Raw genomic sequence first — 20,757 nt, 5'->3', positions numbered from 1 at the left:
CGTGCCGGAGGACGGGCGGGTCGCGCCTGGGGGTCTCGTCGCGGAAGACCTCGACCGTCTGCCTGACCTGCCCGCACGTACGGAGTTGGTCGACGGGAGGCTGGTCTTCGCGGGCCCCCAGTCGTCCTTCCGCTCGACCGTGGTCGATCTGCTCGTCGCCGGCCTTCGCCGGGCCGTCCCCCTGGAGTTCCGGGTGCGGCGGGGGATGAGCGTCATTCTGGGCGCCCGCCAGCGCCCGCAGCCGGACGTCAGCGTGGTCAGGGCGGGCGCGGTGCGCGACGACGGCGGCGAGCCCGTCGTCCGCGTCTACGAGCGGGACCCCACCACCCGCGCCTACGCGCTCACCGGCATCCACCACCACAGGCTCAAGCTGACCGTCCCCTTCCACCTCGACGTCGACCTGAGCCGGATCCATCACCTCTGACCTCTCGACCCGCCATGATGCTCGGACGAGCCATGGACGAGGGCCCCCTGGCGGTGGCGACCGGGGTGAGCCGCCGGGCGGCATCGGGTTCGCCGTGGCGCGCGAGCTGCCGGCGTCGGAGCGGGGGAGCGGAAGGTCGGTGGGCGTGGGAGTCTGGGGGAGATGAGGGGGAATGTGGTGGGCTGGGTGGTGGCGCGGGTGTGGAAGGCGCTGGGCGGGCGGGTTCGCTGGCGGGTGTTGTGGCTGACCCACGCCACCTTCATGGTCGGCGTCACCGGCCTCGTACGCGATTCCGACGGCCGGGTGCTCGTCCTGCGTCACCGTCTGTGGCAGGAGGGGCGGCAGTGGGGCTTCCCCACCGGGTTCGCCAGGCGGGACGAGACGTTCGAGGGCACGGTCGAGCGCGAGGTGTTCGAGGAGACCGGCCTGCGCGTGCGCACCGGCCGGCTGCTGCGCGTGCGCAGCGGGTTCGGGCTGCGGGCCGAGGTGGCCTACGAGGCCCGGCTCGTCGGCGGCACGCTCAGGATCGACCCGCTGGAGATCCTCGAAGCCCGCTGGGTCACTGCCGACGACCTGCCCGAGGGCCTGCAGGGCGCCCACCGCGACCTGCTCATCCCGAGTACGCCCACCCCGACCACCGACTGACCGCGACCACGATCACCGGCCCTTCGGGCGGCCGCCGCCGGTACTGGTCGTACTTGCCGGCCAGCGCCCGCAGGGCGGCGTCGTGGCCGTCCTCGCGCACGGTCGCCGTGCCGTCGGCGCGCGCCCACCACAGCCTGGTCCAGTCGTCCTCGTAGTGGTCGGCGAGCAGGCTGACCCGCGGGTTCGCCCGGATGTCGCGCAGCCGCGCCAGGTCGTGGGTGCTCTTCGGCTTGTGGTCGACGGCGGTGACCACGTCGTTCCCGAGAACGGCGAAGGTGACGGGCACCACGCGCGGCACCCCGCCCGCGTCGGCCGTCGCCAGGCGGGCGACGCGGGCGCCCTCGAACAACGACCGGGCGCGGCCGGCGTCCATGCTCAGCGCTGCGAGAGCAGGTGGGCGAGCTCCTCCTCGACCTCCTGGCTGGCCACGAACAGCAGCTCGTCGCCGGCCTCCAGGGGGTCGTCGGCGGTGGGCACCAGCACCCGGCCTTCGCGCAGGATCGCCACCAGCGCGGAGTCGACCGGCCACGGCACCGACCCGGCGCGCTGGCCCACCACCGGGGCGTCGTCGGCCAGCGTCAGCTCGACCAGGTTGGCCTGGCCCTGGCGGAACGTCATCAGCCGCACCAGGTCGCCGACGCTGACCGCCTCCTCCACCAGCGCGCTCAGCAGCCGCGGCGTCGAGACGGCGACGTCGACGCCCCACGACTCGTTGAACAGCCACTCGTTGTTGGGGTGGTTGATGCGGGCCACCACGCGAGGCACGCCGTACTCGGTCTTGGCCAGCAGCGACACCACGAGGTTGACCTTGTCGTCGCCTGAGGAGGCCACCACGACGTGGCAGTTGCCGAGCCCGGCCTCGTCGAGCGAGGCGATCTCGCACGCGTCGGCGAGCAGCCACTCGGCGCGCGGCACGCTGTCGATCTTGATCGCGCGCGGGTCGACGTCGATGAGCAGGACCTCGTGGCCGTTCTCCAGCAGCTCGGCGGCGATGGAACGGCCCACGGCGCCCGCGCCGGCGATGGCGATGCGCATCAGTCGTCCTGTCCCGGCGCCGCGGCGAGCACCTTGTTGATCCGGTCCATGTCGTTCTCGGCCGCGATGACGTGGAGCAGGTCGCCCTCCTGCACCACGGTCTCGTCCGTGATGGTCAGGGCCTCGCCCATGCGGTTGATGAAGGCCACGCGGGCGCCGGCCCGGCTCTCCAGGTCGACGACGCGGGTGGCGATCCAGGCCTGGTTGGCGGCCACCTCGGCCAGCACGACCGTGCCCGTGGGGTCGCGCCACAGCGGCTCGGCGCCCTCGGGGAGGATGCGGCGCAGGATCTGGTCGGCCGTCCAGCGGACGGTGGCCACCGTGGGGATGCCCAGCCGCTGGTAGACCTCGGCCCGCCGGGGGTCGTAGATGCGGGCCACCACGTTGTCCACGCCGAACGTCTCGCGGGCCACGCGCGCGGAGATGATGTTGGAGTTGTCGCCGCTGGAGACGGCGACGTAGGCGGCCGCCGACTCGATGCCGGCCTCGGTGAGCACGTCGCGATCGAAGCCGACGCCGGTCACCCGCCGCCCCCGGAACCCCGCGCGCAGGCGGCGGAACGCCTGCGGGTCACGGTCGATGATGGCGACGGAATGGCCGCTGTCCTCGAGGATGTGGGCGAGGGTCGAACCGACCCTGCCGCATCCCATGATCACAATATGCATACTCCCCCGCACTTCGCGGTCGGCCGGTTGCTCGACACCAGTATGGCCCGATGGGGGAGCGCCGCGTTTAGGGCATCGGCATGCGGCTAGCATCTCGTTACGTGGCGAAGGTAACGGATCTTGTCAAACGCGTGCTCGTGGGACGTGCCCTGCGAAGCGGGCAGCTCCACGAGCAACTCCTGCCCAAACGCATCGCCCTGCCGGTCTTCGCCAGTGACGCGCTGTCCTCGGTGGCCTACGCTCCGCAGGAGATTTTGGTCATCCTGTCGCTGGCCGGCGTCTCGTTCTATTCCTACAGTCCGTGGATCGCCCTCGCCGTCGTGGTGGTGATGCTCACGGTCGTGGCGTCGTACCGCCAGAACGTGCACGCCTACCCGAGCGGTGGCGGCGACTACGAGGTGGCCACCACCAACCTGGGCAAGAACGCGGGGCTGACCGTCGCCAGCGCCCTCATGGTCGACTACGTGCTGACCGTCGCGGTGTCGGTGGCCAACGGCGTCGACTACGTCGGCGCGACCATCCCGTTCGTGGCCGAGCACCGGCCCGCGATCGCCATCATCATCGTGATCCTGCTCACGGTGGTCAACCTGCGCGGCATCCGCGAGTCCGGCGCCGCCTTCGCCGTCCCCACGTACGCGTTCATGTTCGCGGTGATGGGCCTGGTCGCCTGGGGCGGCATCCGGCTGCTGGTGTTCGGCGACGAGCTGCAGGCGCCCAGCGCCGGGTTCACCATCCGGCCCGAGCAGACGAACCTGGCCTCCTTCGCCGCGGCCTTCCTGATCCTGCGCGCCTTCTCCTCCGGCTGCGCCGCGCTGACCGGCGTCGAGGCCATCAGCAACGGCGTGCCCGCCTTCCGCAAGCCCAAGAGCAAGAACGCCGCCACCACCCTGCTCATGATGGGCCTGATCGCCATCACCATGTTCGGCGGCATCATCGCGCTGGGGCTGGCCTCCGGCGTGCGGGTGGCCGAGCCGAGCGTCGTCGCCCACGACCTGCTCAGGCCCGACGGCACCCCGGTCGGCGAGGGCTACTACCAGCAGCCGATCATCTCGCAGGTGGCCGACGCGGTGTTCGGCGGCGGCTCGCTGCCGTTCGTGGTGATCTCCGCGGTGACCGCGCTCATCCTGTTCCTGGCCGCGAACACCGCCTTCAACGGCTTCCCCGTGCTCGGCTCGATCCTCGCCCAGGACCGCTACCTGCCGCGCCAGCTCCACACCCGCGGTGACCGGCTGGCCTTCTCCAACGGCATCATCATCCTGGCCCTCGGCGCCTGTCTGCTGCTGTGGGGCTTCCAGGCCGACGTCAGCCGCCTGCTCAACCTCTACATCGTCGGCGTGTTCGTCTCCTTCACGCTCAGCCAGACCGGCATGGTCATCCACTGGACCCGTCACCTGAAGACGGAGACCGACCGCCAGGTCCGCCACCAGATGCACCGCTCGCGTGTGATCAACTTCTTCGGCGCCATCATGACCGGCCTGGTGCTGATCGTCGTGCTGCTGACCAAGTTCCTGGTCGGGGCGTGGATCGTGGTCATCGCGATGCCGGTGCTGTTCCTCATGATGAAGGGCATCCGCCGCCACTACGACAAGGTCGCGACCGAGCTGGAGATCACCGACGACTACGAGCCCGCCATGCTGCCGGCCCGCAACCACGCGATCGTGCTGGTCTCCAAGATCCACAAGCCGACCATGCGGGCGCTCGCCTACGCCCGCGCCACCCGGCCGTCCTCGCTGGAGGCGATCACGGTCGGCGTCGAGGGCGAGGAGGCGCGCCAGCTGCAGGAGGAGTGGGAGCGGCGCGGCATCCCGGTGCCGCTCAAGATGCTCGACTCGCCCTACCGCGAGATCACCCAGCCCATCCTCGACTACGTCAAGACCCTGCGCCGCCGCTCGCCGCGCGACGTGGTCACCGTCTTCATCCCCGAGTACGTCGTCGGCCACTGGTGGGAGCACCTGCTGCACAACCAGAGCGCGCTGCGGCTGAAGGCCAGGCTGCTGTTCAAGCCGGGCGTCATGGTGACCAGCGTGCCCTGGCAGCTCCACTCCTCCGACCGGCTCAAGGGCCGGCCCGAGCCGTACGCGCCGGGCGCGGTGCGCCGTCCCTGGCACCAGACCGTCAAGGACGAGGGGCAGATCAAGGCGCGCTGACCAGCGTCCGCAGCCGCCACGTGTCGGACGCCGTCCAGCCCGGCGGCGCGGCGACGGCGGCCCACCCGTCCACGATGTTGGCGCCGTAGCGGTGGCCGTGGCCGGGCGGCACGGACATCGCCGCCGTCATGTCCACCAGCACCTGCCAGAACGTCACCAGCGGGAACCAGTTCATCTGCGGGTTCACCCCGGGCCCCCGCGGGCCCTCCAGCCAGGCGGGCCGGTGGTAGATCAGCGTGGGCGACCACCACACGACGGGGTCGGTGGCGTTCTGCAGGTAGACCACGCGCGGCGGCGGCCACGGGCTCTGGGGACGCCACAGGTCGGCCGGGTGCTGGGCGAAGCGGGCCGTCCTGCCGCCCTGGTAGACCGGCCGCCAGACGGGGGTGCCGGGATCGCGGTGGGCGGTGAGGTGGTCCCAGATGTGGTTGGCGTTGGGCGGGCCGACGAACAGCGCGCCGTCGGTCCGGGCGACCAGGTCGGTCAGATCGCGGAAGGCGTTCTCCAGCTCGTAGGAGCCGAGGCTCTCGCCGGCGACCAGCAGCCGGGGCCGGTGGCCGGGCGGGAGCCGGTCCCACCTGGCGCGCACCGCCTCGAACAGGGCCCGCCCGGCGGCCGCCGCCTTGTGCCGGTCGGCCAGGAACGACACCCAGCTCGGCAGGTAGGAGTACTGCACCGCGACCATGGCGGTGTCGCCGTTGTACATGAACTCCAGCGAGTCGGCGATGTGCTGGTCGACCCAGCCGGTGCCGGTGGTGCCGAGCACCGCGAGCACCGGACGGCCGAAGCCGCCCGTCCGTTCCAGCTCCCGTACGGCCACCGCGGCCTGCTGCCGGGGCGAGGAGGTGGCGCCGAGGCCGACGTACACGCGGATGGGCTCGGTCGCCGGGTGGCCGGAGAAGGCGGTCAGCTCGGAGACCGTGGAGGCGGTGCCGGTGAAGCGGCGGCCCTCGCGGCCCAGGGAGTCCCAGGCCACCAGCGACCCAGGCCCGCCGGACACCTTGGCCGAGCCGGGCCTGCGCACGCCCGGATGGGTGCCCTGGTTGGTGACCGAGGAGACGTCGCTCATCGTGTTGAGGAACCCCGAGAACAGCACGTCGTCGGCGAGCACCGCGACCACGGAGGCGACGATCAGCACGCCGGCGATGTGGCCCACGTAGGCGGGGACGTACCGGTCGAGCCAGTCGATCAGCCTGCGCCCGGCCAGCCGGACGAGACGGGCCAGCAGCAGGCACAGCGCGAAGAGCGTGACCGCCACCGCGAGGATCACCGGCGGGAACCAGGTGATCCGGGTGTCCATGCCCATGAGCGCCCGCACGTCGCGCTGCCAGTCGATGCTGTACCAGAGCGCCACGACGGTCAGCCCCGAGCAGCCGCCGACCATGATCTGCCAGGCGGCCCGCCGCCCCCGCTCCGGCAGCCGGTACGGGATCGCCGCCCGCCCCAGCGCGCCCGCCGTGGCCCCCACGCCGTAGCCGAGGATGCCGGTGACCGCGCCCATCACGCCCTGGAACAGCCACGTGCGCGGCAGCAGTGACGGCGTCAGCGAGGCGCAGGCGAACAGCACGGCCAGCAGCGTGCCCCCGAATCCGAGCCGCCGGCGCACCACCCGACTTCTGTCCATCATCACCCACAGTAGTGACTCAAGTCCGGAAAGTGGGCGTCCGGGGCGCGAGGCGGGGGACGAGGACGTCGCCCGTGGCGGCTCACCATAGGGTGGGGGTGTGGAACAGGCATCTCTGGAGCTGACGGTCGGTCCGGTCGCGCATGGCGGCTGGTGTGTGGCACGCCATGAAGGGCGGGTGGTCTTCGTCCGGCACGCGTTGCCAGGGGAGCGGGTGATCGCCGACGTGACCGAGGAGACCAGCCGGTTCCTGCGCGCCGACGCCGTGGAGATCCTGGAGCCGTCGCCCGACCGCGTCGTCCCGCCCTGCCAGTACGCCGGCCCCGGCCGCTGCGGCGGCTGCGACTGGCAGCACGCCACGCTCGACGCGCAGCGCCGGCTCAAGGCCCAGGTCGTGGCCGAGCAGCTGCACCGGCTGGCGGGAATCGAGCGCGAGGTCGTCGTGGAGGAGGTGCCCGGCGCCAAGGACGGGCTCGGCTGGCGCACCCGCGTGCAGTTCGCCGCCACGCCCGCCGGCGAGCTGGGCTTCCGCCGGCACCGCTCGCACGAGATCGAGGTCGTCGACGCCTGCCTGATCGCCCACCCCGAGGTCGAGGCGGTCGCGGCCGAAGACCACGAGTGGCCCGGCGCGGCCGGCATCGAGGTCATCGCCTCCGCCGGCGGCGACCGTGCCGTGGTGGTCTCGCCGCGCCCGCGGCGCAGCGTGAGCGTGCCCGAGCTCGACGCGCCCGCCTCGATCCTGCTCGACCAGGGCAAGGGCCGCACGGTGCCGCGCCGCGGCTCCGGCGTGCTGCGCGAGCACGTGGGCGACCGCGAGTTCCGGGTCGCGGGCAGCGGCTTCTGGCAGGTGCACCCTGGGGCGGCCGAGACGCTGCTCGACGCGGTGCTGGCCTACGCCGCGCCCGAGCCGGGGGAGTGGGCGCTCGACCTCTACTGCGGGGTCGGCCTGTTCGCGGCCGGGCTGGCCGAGGCGGTCGGGCCGGAGGGCGCGGTGTTCGGGCTGGAGTCCGACGCGGCGGCCGTCCGCGACGCCCGCGCCAACCTGCGCGACCTGCCGCAGGCCAGGGTCGAGCGCGGCCGGGTCGAGGAGGCGCTCGACCGGTTCCAGATCGAGCGCGCCGACCTCGTGGTGGTCGACCCGCCGCGGTCGGGCCTCGGGCGCGAGGTGGTGGAGCGCGTCGCGGGGCTGGAGGCGCTGCGCATCGTCTACGTCTCCTGCGACCCGGCGACGTTGGCCAGAGACCTCAAGTGGCTGGGCGAGCTCGGCTACGAGCTGACCGACCTGCGTGCCTTCGACGCCTTCCCGATGACCCACCACGTCGAGTGCGTGGCGCTGCTGGTGAAGCGCTGACCGCCGCCCCCCGGCCAAGGCGTGACCTCATCGTGACGGTTTGCCGGAACCCCGGGCGGGTGAAGCTGTCTATCGTGCATCCATGGTCGCCTCCGGAGGCGCGGGCCGCCCAGGATCGGACAGGCCGCCGATGACGCCGCTGACGATGAGCCATCGGCACCTGCCCGGCGTGACCGTGATCGAGGTGTGCGGTGAGGTCGACGCCACCAACCACACGCGATTACGGGAGCACGTCCGGCAGGCCAGGGCGCGTCCGGCCGATCACGTGGTGTTCGACCTGAGCGCGATGACGTTCATGGACAGCTCGGGGCTGCACGCCCTGCTCGCCTGCCACCAGGAGGCGCGCACGCACGACGCGCGCGTCTACCTCGCGGCCCCGCAGGGCGCCCCCGCCCGGCTGCTGGAGATCACCGGGGTCGACGCGCACCTGCCGGTCTACCCCACGGCCGACGCTGCCGTGGCCGCCGCCGAGGCCGATCCGCCCCGCTGAGCCTTTGGTCACGCCCGTCCAGACCAAGGACGGACGCGCCGCGCGGGCAGGCGTCCCTAGCGTCGGGGCATGACGCAAACCACCCTCGCCGGACGCGTCCAGGAGATCGACGCCGTACGCGGGTTCGCGCTGGCGGGCATCCTGGTCGCGAACATCGGCTTCCTGGCCGACCCGGGGTACGCGCTGTCGGGCGCCATGCCCATCCCCGACGGGCCCGTGGCTCTGGCGATCACGGCGTTCGTGCTGACGAAGTTCTACATCATCTTCTCGTTCCTGTTCGGGTACTCCTTCACGCTGCAGATGCGGGCGGCCGAGCGGGCGGGGGCGAGCGTACGGGCCAGGACGCTGCGCCGCTGCCTGGCGCTGTTCGTCATCGGGCTGGCCCACGGCCTGCTGCTGTGGATCGGCGACATCCTCACCCTGTACGCCGTGCTCGGCCTGGTCCTGCTGGCCCTGCGCGGGCTCAGCCCCAGGACGGCCGTCATCGCCGGCTCCTCGATCATCGGCGCGCTGACCCTGTTCTGGCTGGCCCTCGCCTGGCTGTCCACCCTGGACCCGGCCGCCGGGCAGCCCGCCGCGGCCGACCCGGCGGCGGCCGCCCGCGTGCTGGCCCTGGCCACCGGCGGGCCGCTGGACTTCCTGACGATGCAGACCGAGCTCTACCCGCCGCTGGTGGCGATGATCTGGCTCTTCCAGGGGCCGACCGCGCTGGCCATGTTCCTGTTCGGGCTCGCGGCCGGCAAGTCCAGGCTGCTGGAGGGCCTCGGGCAGCGGCCCCGCCTGCTGGCCCGCGTCCAGTGGGCGGGCTTCGGCGTCGGCCTGCCCGGCGGCCTGCTGTACGCCTGGACGTCCGGCCGGACCGGCGCGGTCGAGCTGCTCGGCGGCGCGGTCAACACGCTCACCTCGATCCTGCTGGCCGCCGCCTACGTCGCCACCCTGCTCCGGCTGATCGGCCGCTTCCCGGCGGCGGGCCGCGTCCTGGCCGCGCCGGGACGGGTGGCCGCCTCCAACTACGTCGGCCAGTCGCTGCTCATCGCCCTGGTCTTCACCGGGTACGGGCTCGCCCTCGCGGGCAGGCTGTCACCGATCGCGGTGATGGGCGTCGCCCTGGTGATCTACACCGTGCTCGTGTGGGCGAGCGGACGCTGGCTGCGCACCCACCGCCACGGCCCGGTGGAGTACGTGCTGCGCCGGATCACCAACTGGCGCTGAGGTCAGAGCCAGCCCATGCGCTGGGCGGTGCGGATCGCCTCCAGCCGGTTCTGGGCGTTGAGCTTGGTCATGGCGCTGGACAGGTAGTTGCGCACCGTGCCCTCGGTGAGGTGCAGCTCGCCGGCGATCCTGGAGATCGTCGCCCCGTCGCCCGCCAGGCGCAGTGCGTCGCGCTCCCGTTCGGTCAGCGGGCTGTCGCCGGCGGCCATCGCGGCGGCGGCCAGCTCGGCGTCCAGGTAGCGGCCGCCGGCCATGACCTTGCGGATCGCCATGGCCAGCTCCTCGGCGGAGGCGTCCTTGCCCAGGAAGCCGCTCACGCCGGCGGCCATCGCCCTGCGCAGGTAGCCGGGGCGGCCCAGGCTGGTCAGGATGACGATCTTGCACTGGGCGCTGATCCGCTCGGCGGCGCTCAGGCCGTCCATGCCGGGCATCTCGATGTCCAGCACGGCCACGTCGGGGCGGTGTTCGGCGACCGCGTCCACGACCTCGTCGCCCCGGCCCACCTGGGCGACGACCTCGATGCCGTCCTCCAGGTCGAGCAGGGCGGCGATCGCGCCGCGGATCAGGTGCTCGTCGTCGGCGAGCAGCACGCGGGTGGTCATGCAGGCACCGCCGCGCGCAGCAGGTAGCCGCCGTCGGACGTCGGCTCGGCCCGCAGCACGCCGCCCGCCGCGCCGACCCGCTGGGCCAGGCCCGCCAGCCCGTTGGCCGCGTGCTCGCCCACCGGGCCGCTCACCCCGTCGTTGGACATCTCCAGGACCCCGTTCTCGATCGTGATCGTGCAGCGTTCGGCCTTGCTGTGCTTGAGCACGTTGGTGGCGCCCTCGCGGACGACGGTGGCGAGCAGGGTGCGCGCCTCCGGGGCCAGCGCCGTGGTGTCGGCCCGGACCGTGCAGCGGACCTCGGCCGCCTCCAGCACCGCCCGGACGCTGGAAAGCACCTCGTCCAGGTCGAGCGCCCGGTAGTTCTGCACCACGGCCCGCACCTCGCGCAGCGACCGCCTGGCCAGGTCGCGCACCTCGAACATGGCCCGCTCGGCGGCGGCCGGGTCGCCGGGCAGCGAGCCGGCGGCGCGGGCGGTCCTGGCTGAGACGTCGGCCAGGCTCTGCCCGAGCAGGTCGTTGAGGTCGCGGGCGAAGCGCAGCCGTTCCTCCGAGACGGCCAGCCTGGACCTGGCCTCCTGTCCTTCGTGCGCCTCCTTGGCCACCCGCCACAGCCACAGGTTCGCCAGCACGCCGCCCACGCCGATCCCGGTGAACACGGCCAGCACCACGACCGCCGACAACATCTCCACGGGCAGGCCCATGGTCAGCGCGAGGACGACCACCAGGACGGCGATCCAGCCGACCGACAACGTGACGATCGTCCGGCGGCGGACGAAGGGCGCCAGCATCGCCAGCCACACCGGCACGGTGTACAGGATCGTGCCGGCCGCGAGGACCAGGGCGAGCACCCCGGCGACGGCCAGCAGCGCCGTCGGGCGGGGTCCGCCGCGCACGGCGATCCGGAACGGCCGCGTGGCCAGCGCCATGAACACCAGCAGCAGCACGCCGGCGGCCACGAACACCTGCCGGGGCAGGTCGAGGCTCTGCCCGAGGACGTACAGGTTGTAGAAGCCGGTCGCGGACACCAGCAGGATGATGTCGGTGGAGTAGACGATCAGCCAGCGGACCTTGTCCAGCCGGGTCGGCCGCCTCACGCGGGCACCGCCGCGCGCAGCAGGAACTCGCCGGTGGGCGTCGGGGCGGCCGAGAGCGAGCCGCCCGCCGTGGTCAGGCGCTCCGACAGGCCGCGCAGGCCGCTGCCCGGGGCCGCGGAGAGGTCCTTGACGCCGTCGTTGCGCATCTCCAGCACGCCGCCCTCGATCGTGATCGCGCAGGTGGTGGCCGAGCTGTGCTTGAGCACGTTCGTGCCGCCCTCGCGCACGACCCACGCCAGCAGCGCGCGCCCGGCGGGGGACAGGTCGCCGGCCCTGGTCTCGATCAGGCAGCGGGCGCCGGCCGCCTCCAGCGCCGACCGTACGCCGGCCAGCTCGGTGTCCAGGTCGAGCGTGTGGTAGCCGTCCACGGCCAGTTGCACCTCGGCCAGCGAGTCGCGGGCCAGTTCGCGCACCGCGTCCATCTCGGCCAGGGCCCTGGCCTGGTCCTTGGCCGACAACTTGGCCGCCAGCTCGCTTTTCAGCGTGATCACCGACAGGCTGCGGCCGAGCAGGTCGTGCAGGTCGCGGGCGAAGCGCAGGCGCTCCTCGGCGATGGCCAGGCGCGCCTTGGCCTCCTGGCCGTCGTTGGCGTCCCTGATCGTCCACCACAGCCAGCGCCACAGCAGCATGGCCGCGACCATGAGCGCGCAACTGGCCGCCTCGGGGATCAGCGTGCCGGCCCAGGACCGGTCGGTGATCAGCACGACGTACGCGCTGACCAGGACGGTCACGGCGGCGCCCAGGCAGGCCGTGGCCCACAGCGGCAGGTAGAACGCGACCACCGACACCCACAGGACGCCGGTCTCCAGCCAGGTGGCCGTGCTCGCCATCTCGTCGTGCGGCAGCAGCAGCACCGAGCCGGCCGCGCACACCCCGGACACCAGCAGCTTCGCCGTGGGCCGCGGCCGGTCGTCGAAGGCGGCCCGCAGCACGGTGGGGAACAGCGTGAACTGGCCCGCCAGGAAGGCGATCGCGAGCAGCGCCTGCGGGACGCCCATCAGGCCGCGCGTGACGTAGATGAGGACGAGGGTGACGAACACCAGGCCCAGGAGGATGACCATGGCGTCCATCCAGTAGATGAGGATCTTGCGCGCGCTCGCGGCACGGCTCGCCATCGTCGTCCTCACCCCCTGGATTCGGGGAAAATCCTATGTCAGGAGTGGGTCTTCCAGAGAATGCGGGATATTTCCGGTTTGGGGGGTGCGCCGCGCAGCGACAACCAGGCCAGCCCGTGCCGGACGGCGTACTCCGACAGCTTGCGGGCCTCCGGCTCGTCCAGATCGCCGGGCCCGGCGAGCACCGGGGTCAGGGCGAGCCGCTCCCACACCTGCTCCTCGCCGGGCAGGCCGTAGGCCCGCGCGAGCTGCCCGGCCGCCGCCCGCACGGCCGACCCCAGCCTGCGCAGCCGCCCCTGCGGCCCGGTGCGCGGCTCCATCTCGGCCAGCAGCTCGACGGCGTCCACCCGGACGCCCTCCCGCCGGGTCGCGCGCAGCACCGCCAGGTCGGCCGCGTCCAGGCCGTCCGGTGTCAGGCGCAGGGTGAAGAAGACCCGCAGCGGCCGTTCCCCTTCGAGGGCGTGCAGCGCCCGCGCCCTGCGCAGCGCGGCGGCCGGGTCGGCGTCGCGGATCTCGAACCCCGCCGCGGCGGCCCCGAACGCGCCGACCGCCCTGCGGTAGGCGGTGGCCAGACCGCCCGGCCTGGTGCACGTGACGGCCGGGTCGTCCCCGCCGGGCCCGCCGAACACCGGGAAGGCGTCGCCCCCCGCCGCCCTCAGCCGCCCGAGCCCCGCGGCCACCGGGTCGCCCGCCGGCCGCGGCGGCCCGGCCCACCGGACGAGGCAGCCGTCGTCGCCGGCGACGAGATGGCCGAGCGCGTACCGGGCGACGCCGGTGGCACGCGACTCGGCCGCCAGGTCGAAGCCCGGGTCGCGGGCGGTGTCGACGAACCCCACGAACGAACGCGGCGGCTGCCGGGCCGCCGCCGGCCGCTCCGGCGGCGCGAAGCGGACGGGAGCGGCGCCGGACGGCGGCGCGGGCTCGGCGCCCGCGGGCAACATCCGGATCGCCAGGGCCGTGGCTCCGGCGAGCGCGAGCGCGGCGAGCACCGCCAGCGGGCGGGGGAGCGTGCCGGACTCTCTTGCTTTCCGCGACATATGCCACCCATCGTGATCGATCGGCTACTTTCAGCGGTTGCTGGTGAAGGTAGCAAGCCTTCGCCGGACGGCGCGGGGCTTTTCCGGTCGCCGTCCGATGTGGGCGGATAATGAGCCTCATGAAGCTGCGGATCTTCACCGAGCCCCAGCAGGGCGCCACCTATGACGACCTGCTCGCCGTCGCCCAGGCCGCGGAACGCCTGGGGTTCGACGCCTTCTTCCGGTCCGACCACTACCAGCGCATCGGCCCCGGCGACCCCGGCGCCGGCTCCACCGACGCCTGGGTGACGCTCGGCGCCCTGGCCAGGGAGACCTCCACGATCAGGCTCGGCACGCTGGTGACGCCGGCCACGTTCCGGCTGCCCGGCCCGCTGGCGATCAGCGTGGCCCAGGTCGACCAGATGAGCGGCGGCCGGGTCGAGCTGGGCTTCGGCACCGGCTGGTTCGACGGGGAGCACTCCGCGTACGGCATCCCGTTCCCGCCGCTCGGCGAGCGGTTCGGCCGGTTCGAGGAGCAGCTGGAGATCGTCACCGGCCTGTGGACGGCGAAGGACTCCTACTCCTTCGAGGGCCGCTACTACCGGCTGGTCGACTCGCCGGCGCTGCCCAAGCCGGTCCAGCGGCCCCGCCCGCCGGTGATCATCGGCGGCTTCGGCGCCAAGCGCACGCCCCGGCTGGCGGCCGCGTACGCCGACGAGTACAACGTACCGTTCCGCACCCTGGCCGACACCGGGCAGGCGTTCGCGCGGGTCCGGGAGGCGGCCGACGAGGCGGGCCGCGGCCTGATCCTGTCGGCGGCGCAGACCGTCGTCGTGGGCGCCGACCAGGCCGAGATCGAGCGGCGCGCCGCCGCCATCGGCCAGGATCCCGGCGCGCTGAGCGAGGGCGGCCTGTGCGGCACCCCCGAGGAGGTACTGGCCAAGCTGGGCGCCTTCGCCAAGCTCGGGGCCGAGCGCATCTACCTCCAGGTCCTCGACCTGGCCGACCTGGAGCACCTGGAGCTCATCGCCGCCGAGGTCCTGCCGCACGTGTAATTCCGTTGGCGGGGCTTCGTCCGGCTACGGCACACTTGGCACGTGCTGCTGACGATCACGACCACCGCCGCGCCGGCCACCGACCTGGGCTTCCTCCTGCACAAGCATCCCGAGCGCGTGCAGGAGTTCGGCCAATCGTTCGGCACGGCCACGGTGTTCTACCCGGAGGCGGGCGAGGAGCGCTGCACGGCGGCCCTCCTGCTGGAGGTCGACCCGATCGCGCTGGTCCGCTCGCGCGGCCGGAACTCGCCCGACTTCAGCCTGTCGCAGTACGTCAACGACCGCCCGTACGCGGCCTCCTCGCTGCTGGCCGTCGCGCTCGCCGACGTCTTCCGCACCGCGCGGGCGGGCCGCTGCAAGGCCCGTCCCGAGCTGCCGGGCATCCCGCTGCCGCTGGAGATCCGGGTGCCCGCGCTGCCCTGCCGGGGCGGCCCCGAGCTGGCCCGGCGGCTGTTCGAGCCGCTGGGGTGGGCGGTGGAGGCGCAGACGCTGCCGCTCGACGAGGGCTTCCCCGAATGGGGCGAGTCCCGGTACGTGCGGCTGACCCTGAGCGGGACCGTCCTGCTGGCCGACGCGCTCAACCACCTCTACGTGCTGCTGCCCGTGCTCGACGACGGCAAGCACTACTGGATGGCATCCGACGAGATCGACAAGCTGGTCAGGGCGGGGGCGGGCTGGCTCGGCGGTCATCCGGAGCGCGGCCTGATCGCCCGGCGCTACTTCGGGCGGCGCTGGGCGCTGGCCCGCACCGCGCTGACCAGGCTGGCCGAGCTCGGCGACGAGACCGAGGAGGAGCTGGAGCCGGCGCTCGCCGAGGACGCCCCCGCCGGGGAGACCGCGGCCGACGAGGCCGCCGTCGCGGAGGCCGAGGCGGTCGAAGGCGCTGCCGAAGGCGGGGGTGAGGAGGCGGGCGCGGCGCGGAAGGCGCGGCCGCTCAGCACGCTGCGGCGCGAGGCCGTGCTGCGCAGGCTCGAAGAGGTCGGCGCGACGAGCGTGATCGACCTGGGCTGCGGGCAGGGCGAGCTGGTCGCCGCGCTGCTGGCCAGGCCCAGGTTCGCGCGCGTCGCCGGCATGGACGTCTCCTCCCTGGCGCTCACCATCGCCGCCCGCAAGCTGCGCCTGGACCGCATGCCCGACAGCAAGCGGGCCCGGCTCACGCTGTTCCAGGGCGCGCTCACCTACACCGACAAGCGCCTGGCGGGCTACGACGCCGCCGTGCTCATGGAGGTCGTCGAGCACGTCGACCCGCCGCGCCTGGCCGCGCTCGAACGCGTCGTGTTCGGCCGCGCCCGGCCGCGCCACGTGCTCGTCACCACCCCCAACATCGAGCACAACGTGCGCTACGAGTTCCTGACCGGCCTGCGCCACCCCGACCACCGCTTCGAGTGGACGCGGGCCGAGTTCGCCGCCTGGGCCGCCCGGGTGGCCGCCCGGTACGGCTACCACGTCGCCGTCGAACCCGTCGGCGAGGACGACCCCGAGGTCGGCCCGCCCACCCAGATGGGAGTCTTCACCCGTGATCAGCGTTCCTGAGCTGTCCCTCGTGGTGCTCGTCGGCGTCTCCGGCAGTGGCAAGTCCACCTTCGCGCGCCGGCACTTCAAGCCCACGCAGGTCATCTCCTCCGACTTCTGCCGCGGCCTGGTGTCCGACGACGAGAACGACCAGGCCGCCACGCCGGCGGCGTTCGACCTGCTGCACCACATCGTCGGCGTGCGCCTGGCCAGGGGGCTGTTCACCGTCGTGGACGCCACCAACGTCCAGTACCCCGCCCGCAAGAGCCTCATCGAGCTGGCCAGGAAGCACGACGTGCTGGCCGACGCCATCGTGCTGGACACGCCCGAGGAGGTGGCGATCGAGCGCAACGCCGCGCGTCCGGACCGCGACTTCGGCCCCGGCGTGGTGATCCGCCAGCGCAAGGAGCTGCGCCGCTCGTTGTCCAAGATCTCCGCCGACGGCTTCCGGCGGGTGCACGTGCTGCGCGGCCTGGAGGAGATCGACACCGCCGAGATCACCTACGAGAAGGCGTGGTCGGACCGGACCGAGCTGACCGGCCCGTTCGACATCATCGGCGACGTGCACGGCTGCCGCTCGGAGCTGGAGACGCTGCTGGCCAAGCTCGGCTGGCAGGGCCTGACCCACCCCGAGGGCCGCACCGCCGTGTTCGTCGGCGACCTGGTCGACCGCGGGCCCGACACGCCGGGCGTGCTGCGCCTGGTCATGGACATGGTCGAAGCGGGCACCGCGATCTGCGTGGCCGGCAATCACGAGCAGAAGCTCGTGCGGGCGATGAACGGCCGCAAGGTCACCGTCGCCCACGGCCTGCGCGAGTCGCTGGACCAGCTCGCCGCCGGGCCGCCCGAGTTCGCCGAGCGGGCCCGGACGTTCATGGACGGCCTGCTCAGCCACTACCGCCTGGACGGCGGCCGGCTCGTCGTCGCGCACGCCGGGCTGAAGGAGTCCTACCACGGCCGCGCCTCCAAGCGCGTGCGCGCCTTCGCCCTGTACGGCGACACCACCGGCGAGACCGACGAGTACGGCCTGCCGGTCCGCTACCCGTGGGCCGACGAGTACCGCGGCCGGGCCATGGTCGTCTACGGCCACACGCCCACGGTCACCCCCGAGTGGATCAACAACACGATCTGCCTGGACACCGGCTGCGTCTTCGGCGGCCACCTGACCGCGCTGCGCTACCCCGAGCGCGAGATCGTCCAGGTGCCGGCCGAGCAGGTCTGGTACGAGCCGGCCAAGCCGCTCGGCGCCCCCGCCCGCGAGCCCGGCATGCTCGACGTCGGCGACGTGATCGGCACCCGGCACGTCGAGACCCGCTTCGGCGGCCGGGTCAAGGTGCTGGAGCAGAACGCGGCCGCCGCACTGGAGGTCATGAGCCGGTTCGCGGTCGACCCGAGCTGGCTGGTCTACCTGCCGCCGACGATGGCGCCGCCGGAGACGTCCAGGCTCGACGGCTACCTGGAGCACCCGCACGAGGCGTTCGAGGAGTTCGCCGCGGCGGGGGTGACCGAGGTCGTGTGCGAGGAGAAGCACATGGGCTCGCGGGCCGTCGCCGTGCTGGCCAGGACGCCCGAGGTCGCCGCGGCCCGGTTCGGCGTGGCCGACGGCAGCACCGGCGCGGTCTACACGCGTACCGGGCGGCCGTTCTTCCGGGACATGACGCCGCTGGTCGAGGCGGTGCGCGCGGCCTGCGAGCCGCTGTGGGAGGAGCTGGGCTCCGACTGGGTCGTGCTCGACTGCGAGCTGCTGCCCTGGTCGGCCAAGGCGGGCGAGCTGATCAGGTCGCAGTACGCCTCCGTCGGCGCCGCCGCGCGGGCCGCGCTGCCGGAGGCCGTCACGGCTCTGGAAGCGGCGGCCGGACGCGGGCTGGATGTGGGTGGGTTGTTGACCCGCACCCGACGCCGCTACGACAACGCTGCCCTGTTCCGCGACGCCTATGCGCGCTACTGCTGGCCGGTGGACGGTCTCGACGGGATCAGGCTGGCGCCGTTCCAGATCCTGGCCTGCGAGGGACGGGCCACCGCGCTGGAGCCGCACGCCTGGCACCTGTCCACGCTGGCGCTGCTGGACTCGCCGCTGATCGCGCCGACCAGGAACGTGACGGTCACGCTCGGCTCGCCGGAGTCCAGGGCCGCGGCCACCGCGTGGTGGGAGGCGCTGACCGCCGCTGGGGGAGAGGGCATGGTGGTCAAGCCGGCCACGTACGTGCCCGGCCGGGTGCAGCCCGGCGTGAAGGTGCGCGGCCGGGAGTACCTGCGGATCATCTACGGGCCCGACTACACCGAGTCCCTCGACGTGCTGCGCCGCCGTTTCCTCGGCAAGAAGCGCTCGCTCGCGCTGCGCGAGTACGCCCTCGGCCTGGAGGCGCTGTCGCGCCTGGCGGACGGCGAGGCGGGCTGGCGGGTGCACGAGCCGGTCTTCGCGGTGCTCGCCCTGGAGTCCGAGCCGGTGGACCCGCGCCTGTGACCCCGTCCCTCCGAAGGAGCCCGTCCCCGTGAGGGAGCCTTTCCCGAGAAGGAGAACGTGATGACCGCCGACCGTCACCGTCCCGGCCACGTCCGGCGTGCTCTCGGGCGCGCGCTGCTGCGGTACGCCGTGGCGGTGGTGGTGGCGGTCGTCGTGATCGCGGTCTTCTGGCTGACCCGGGGCTGACGTCCGGTTTGTGGCAAGGTTGGGTAAGCGCCGCGCTACACAGGTGATCTCCGGGTAGGTCCCCGATCACGGGGAAGGGACCTGTATGGCAACTCGGTACACCCATCAGGAGCATCTGGGCCACGTCGTCTTCATCACCGCGGCGGCGGCCATCGGCGGGTTCCTGTTCGGATACGACAGCTCGGTCATCAACGGCGCGGTCACCGGCATCCAGCGGCACTTCGACGTGGGAGCGGTCCAGATCGGCTTCGTCGTGGCCATCGCGTTGCTCGGGTCCGCGCTCGGGGCCTGGATCGGCGGCGGGCTGGCCGACCGGTGGGGGCGTACCAGGTCGATGCAGGTGGCCGCCGGTCTGTTCACCGTCAGCTCGATCGGGCAGATGTTGCCGTTCGCCATCTGGGACCTGGGGTTGTGGCGGGTCATCGCGGGCTTCGCGATCGGCATGGCCTCGGTGCTCGGGCCGGCCTACATCGCCGAGGTGGCGCCGCCCGCCTACCGGGGGCGGCTGGGCTCGTTCCAGCAGCTGGCCATCGTGCTCGGCATCGCGGTCTCGCAGCTCGTCAACTACCTGATCGCCGAGCTGGCCGGCGGCGACGTCAACAACCACCTGTGGGGGCTGCAGGCGTGGCAGTGGATGCTGGGCGCCTGCGCCGTCCCGGCCCTGCTCTACCTGCTGTTCGCCTCCACCATCCCCGAGTCGCCGCGCTACCTGATCATGTCGGGACGGTCGCGCAAGGCCCGCGAGGTGCTGGCCGAGGTCGAGGGCGAGGACGTGGACCTCGACGCCCGGATCGCCGAGATCCAGCACGTGCTGCGGACCGAGCGCGTGCCGGGGCTGAAGGACCTGCGCGGCAGCGCGCTCGGCCTGCTGCCGATCGTCTGGGTCGGCGTCGTCCTGTCGGCGTTCCAGCAGCTCGTCGGCATCAACGTGATCTTCTACTACTCGTCGGTGTTGTGGCAGTCGGTCGGCATCAACCAGAGCAACTCGCTGCTGATCAGCTTCTCCAGCTCGATCATCAACATCATCGGCACGTTCATCGCGATCGCGCTGGTCGACCGGATCGGGCGCAAGCCGCTGCTGCTCGTCGGCTCGGCCGGCATGGCGATCGCGCTGGGCACCGCTGCCTGGGCGTTCAGCGCGTCGCGGGCGGTCGGCGGCGTGGTCTCGCTGCCCAGCCCGCAGGGGCCGATCGCGCTCGTCGCGGCCAACGTGTTCGTGCTGTTCTTCGCCCTGTCGTGGGGCGTGGTGGTCTGGGTGCTGCTCGGCGAGATGTTCCCCAACCGCATCCGCGCCGCCGCGCTCGGCGTCGCCGCCGCCGCGCAGTGGATCGCCAACTGGCTGATCACCGTCTCGTTCCCGGCGCTGTCGGAGTGGAACCTGCCGCTCACCTACGCCATGTACGCCCTGTTCGCCGCGCTGTCCTTCTTCTTCGTCACCAAATGGGTCAAGGAGACCAAGGGCCGCAAGCTGGAAGACATGGGCTGACCACGCCGCGGAGTGGGCTAACCTCCGGCACGTGCTTGTCGACGTGCTCGGTCCCGGCCTGAACGTGCTCTTCTGCGGCATCAACCCCGGCCTGATGTCGGAGGCCACCGGCCGTCATTTCGCCCGGCCGGGCAACAGGTTCTGGCCCGCGCTGCACCTGTCCGGCTTCACGCCGCGCCTGCTGGCCCCGGCCGAGCAGCACCTGCTCCCCTCGTACGGGCTGGGCATCACGAACATCGTCCCCCGGGCCAGCGCCAAGGCGGCGGAGCTGACCAGGGACGAGCTGGTGGCGGGCGGCCGGCAGCTGGCGGAGAAGGTGGCCGGGCTGGGGCCGCAGGTGCTGGCCGTGCTCGGCATCTCGGCGTACCGGACGGCCTTCGCGCGGCCCAAGGCGGTCATCGGCCCCCAGCCCGAGCAGGTCGGCGGCGCCCGCGTGTGGGTGCTGCCGAACCCGAGCGGGCTCAACGCCCACTGGACCGTCGCCACGATCGCCGGGGAGATGGCCCGCCTGCGCGCCTCGCTGCGCCCGGGCCCGGAACCGGCGGTCTCTGACCTGCGCTTGTAGACGGATCCAAGTCACGCACAAGCCTTGATCGCTAGATACGTACCCGGTTCGTTGTGTCTTCGCACT

At 72.8% G+C, this 20,757-nt stretch carries 20 protein-coding genes; 12 read left to right on the top strand and 8 right to left on the bottom strand.

The annotated features are described in order from the left end of the window. Position 1 precedes the first annotated feature (1 nt). Positions 2-424 carry a Uma2 family endonuclease gene (locus tag AB0J46_RS09395; protein WP_364328650.1) on the top strand — a complete coding sequence of 141 codons (423 nt, stop codon included), beginning with the start codon at positions 2-4 and terminating at the stop codon, positions 422-424. 162 nt (positions 425-586) lie between these two features. Beyond that, a complete protein-coding gene (locus AB0J46_RS09390; RefSeq protein WP_364328647.1) occupies positions 587-1,069 on the top strand; it encodes an NUDIX domain-containing protein in 483 nt (160 codons plus the stop codon). On the opposite strand, the gene AB0J46_RS09385 is transcribed toward AB0J46_RS09390, so the two are convergent. From AB0J46_RS09385 to AB0J46_RS09375, 3 genes are read right to left on the bottom strand one after another with little or no spacing between them, the layout of a single operon-like run. Continuing rightward, the gene (locus tag AB0J46_RS09385) at positions 1,035-1,442 is read right to left on the bottom strand and encodes a TIGR03668 family PPOX class F420-dependent oxidoreductase (RefSeq protein WP_364328644.1); all 408 of its coding nucleotides are present in this window, start codon (positions 1,440-1,442) and stop codon (positions 1,035-1,037) included. The two genes, AB0J46_RS09390 and AB0J46_RS09385, sit on opposite strands and share 35 nt — an antisense overlap. Before the next feature lie 2 nt (positions 1,443-1,444). Further along, the gene (locus AB0J46_RS09380; protein ID WP_352359175.1) at positions 1,445-2,104 is read right to left on the bottom strand and encodes a TrkA family potassium uptake protein; all 660 of its coding nucleotides are present in this window, start codon (positions 2,102-2,104) and stop codon (positions 1,445-1,447) included. Continuing rightward, on the bottom strand, positions 2,104-2,769 hold the full coding sequence (locus tag AB0J46_RS09375; RefSeq protein ID WP_364328641.1) for a TrkA family potassium uptake protein: 666 nt from the start codon (positions 2,767-2,769) through the stop codon (positions 2,104-2,106). The genes AB0J46_RS09380 and AB0J46_RS09375 overlap by 1 nt, the downstream gene beginning before the upstream one ends. 101 nt (positions 2,770-2,870) lie before the next feature. On the opposite strand from AB0J46_RS09375, the gene AB0J46_RS09370 reads away from it, so the two are divergent. Then, a complete protein-coding gene (locus AB0J46_RS09370) occupies positions 2,871-4,916 on the top strand; it encodes an APC family permease (protein ID WP_364328638.1) in 2,046 nt (681 codons plus the stop codon). Here AB0J46_RS09370 and AB0J46_RS09365 read toward each other — a convergent pair. Then, positions 4,903-6,543 carry an alpha/beta-hydrolase family protein gene (locus AB0J46_RS09365; protein WP_364328635.1) on the bottom strand — a complete coding sequence of 547 codons (1,641 nt, stop codon included), beginning with the start codon at positions 6,541-6,543 and terminating at the stop codon, positions 4,903-4,905. The two genes, AB0J46_RS09370 and AB0J46_RS09365, sit on opposite strands and share 14 nt — an antisense overlap. A gap of 97 nt (positions 6,544-6,640) precedes the next feature. Here AB0J46_RS09365 and AB0J46_RS09360 point away from each other — a divergent pair, with 97 nt between their 5' ends. The 3 genes from AB0J46_RS09360 (at position 6,641) to AB0J46_RS09350 (ending at position 9,593) form a co-directional block, all read left to right on the top strand. Then, the gene (locus tag AB0J46_RS09360) at positions 6,641-7,891 is read left to right on the top strand and encodes a class I SAM-dependent RNA methyltransferase (protein WP_364328632.1); all 1,251 of its coding nucleotides are present in this window, start codon (positions 6,641-6,643) and stop codon (positions 7,889-7,891) included. Between the two features lie 82 nt (positions 7,892-7,973). Further along, positions 7,974-8,381, top strand: a complete 408-nt coding sequence (locus AB0J46_RS09355; RefSeq protein ID WP_364328629.1) for an STAS domain-containing protein — start codon at positions 7,974-7,976, stop codon at positions 8,379-8,381. A gap of 69 nt (positions 8,382-8,450) precedes the next feature. Then, positions 8,451-9,593, top strand: coding sequence for a DUF418 domain-containing protein (locus AB0J46_RS09350; RefSeq protein ID WP_358284648.1), 1,143 nt, complete (start codon positions 8,451-8,453; stop codon positions 9,591-9,593). 2 nt (positions 9,594-9,595) lie between these two features. Here AB0J46_RS09350 and AB0J46_RS09345 read toward each other — a convergent pair whose 3' ends face one another. Genes AB0J46_RS09345 through AB0J46_RS09330 form a run of 4 tightly spaced genes read right to left on the bottom strand, consistent with a single transcriptional unit; the run spans position 9,596 to position 13,444 of the window. Continuing rightward, positions 9,596-10,195, bottom strand: a complete 600-nt coding sequence (locus AB0J46_RS09345; RefSeq protein ID WP_125646369.1) for a response regulator transcription factor — start codon at positions 10,193-10,195, stop codon at positions 9,596-9,598. After that, entirely contained in the window at positions 10,192-11,292 is a 1,101-nt protein-coding gene (locus AB0J46_RS09340; protein WP_364328624.1) for a histidine kinase, read from the bottom strand. The genes AB0J46_RS09345 and AB0J46_RS09340 overlap by 4 nt, the downstream gene beginning before the upstream one ends. Then, on the bottom strand, positions 11,289-12,407 hold the full coding sequence (locus AB0J46_RS09335; protein WP_364328621.1) for a histidine kinase: 1,119 nt from the start codon (positions 12,405-12,407) through the stop codon (positions 11,289-11,291). Before AB0J46_RS09335 ends, AB0J46_RS09340 begins: the two co-directional genes overlap by 4 nt. A gap of 38 nt (positions 12,408-12,445) precedes the next feature. Then, entirely contained in the window at positions 12,446-13,444 is a 999-nt protein-coding gene (locus AB0J46_RS09330; RefSeq protein WP_364328618.1) for a hypothetical protein, read from the bottom strand. Between the two features lie 119 nt (positions 13,445-13,563). Here AB0J46_RS09330 and AB0J46_RS09325 point away from each other — a divergent pair, with 119 nt between their 5' ends. From AB0J46_RS09325 to mug, 6 genes are all read left to right on the top strand, one after another. Beyond that, the gene (locus AB0J46_RS09325; protein WP_364328615.1) at positions 13,564-14,478 is read left to right on the top strand and encodes an LLM class F420-dependent oxidoreductase; all 915 of its coding nucleotides are present in this window, start codon (positions 13,564-13,566) and stop codon (positions 14,476-14,478) included. A 42-nt stretch (positions 14,479-14,520) separates the two neighbouring features. Continuing rightward, positions 14,521-16,011 carry a 3' terminal RNA ribose 2'-O-methyltransferase Hen1 gene (locus AB0J46_RS09320; protein WP_364328612.1) on the top strand — a complete coding sequence of 497 codons (1,491 nt, stop codon included), beginning with the start codon at positions 14,521-14,523 and terminating at the stop codon, positions 16,009-16,011. Further along, on the top strand, positions 15,995-18,454 hold the full coding sequence (locus tag AB0J46_RS09315) for a polynucleotide kinase-phosphatase (RefSeq protein WP_364328609.1): 2,460 nt from the start codon (positions 15,995-15,997) through the stop codon (positions 18,452-18,454). Before AB0J46_RS09320 ends, AB0J46_RS09315 begins: the two co-directional genes overlap by 17 nt. Before the next feature lie 60 nt (positions 18,455-18,514). After that, positions 18,515-18,640, top strand: a complete 126-nt coding sequence (locus AB0J46_RS09310; RefSeq protein ID WP_364328606.1) for a hypothetical protein — start codon at positions 18,515-18,517, stop codon at positions 18,638-18,640. A gap of 85 nt (positions 18,641-18,725) precedes the next feature. Then, entirely contained in the window at positions 18,726-20,126 is a 1,401-nt protein-coding gene (locus tag AB0J46_RS09305) for a sugar porter family MFS transporter (RefSeq protein WP_364328603.1), read from the top strand. Positions 20,127-20,157: 31 nt separating this feature from the next. Continuing rightward, complete coding sequence (gene mug / locus AB0J46_RS09300; protein ID WP_364328600.1) at positions 20,158-20,691, top strand: G/U mismatch-specific DNA glycosylase; 534 nt, start codon at positions 20,158-20,160, stop codon at positions 20,689-20,691. Positions 20,692-20,757: the final 66 nt, after the last annotated feature.

The organism is Nonomuraea sp. NPDC049758, assembly GCF_040674635.1.
Classification (GTDB): domain Bacteria; phylum Actinomycetota; class Actinomycetes; order Streptosporangiales; family Streptosporangiaceae; genus Nonomuraea.
The sequence above is the reverse complement of the archived record's forward strand: the minus strand, read 5'-3'. Positions and strand labels throughout refer to the sequence as shown.